This is a genomic window from Bacillus sp. SIMBA_008 (genome assembly GCF_046535495.1).
GTDB lineage: Bacteria > Bacillota > Bacilli > Bacillales > Bacillaceae > Bacillus > Bacillus subtilis.
Map to the genome: position 1 here is coordinate 1 of NZ_JAWRWL010000387.1, position 276 is coordinate 276.

The window sequence follows — 276 nt, forward strand, 5'->3', positions numbered from 1 at the left end:
GAAATGGCTCGTTTCGAAACGTTCAGTCTGCTATTGATGCGATTCCAGTGAACAATCAACAGCGCGTAACGATCTATATTAAAAATGGTGTGTATAAAGAAAAAATCCTGCTTCCGCAAAATAAACCTTATGTGTCCTTTATCGGGGAAAACCAACACAAGACGATTCTAACGTATAATGATACAAATGCAAGTACTGGCAGCACAACAAATAGCTCAAGCACAATGATTCGTGCGAACGACTTTTACGCAGAAAATATCACCTTTCAAAATACGG

Annotated in this window: 1 protein-coding gene; it reads left to right on the forward strand. The window is 38.8% G+C overall.

The window, feature by feature from the left end:
• Positions 1 to 276: pectinesterase family protein (locus SB658_RS23715; protein WP_410602760.1), on the forward strand; the 276-nt coding region annotated here is incomplete at both ends.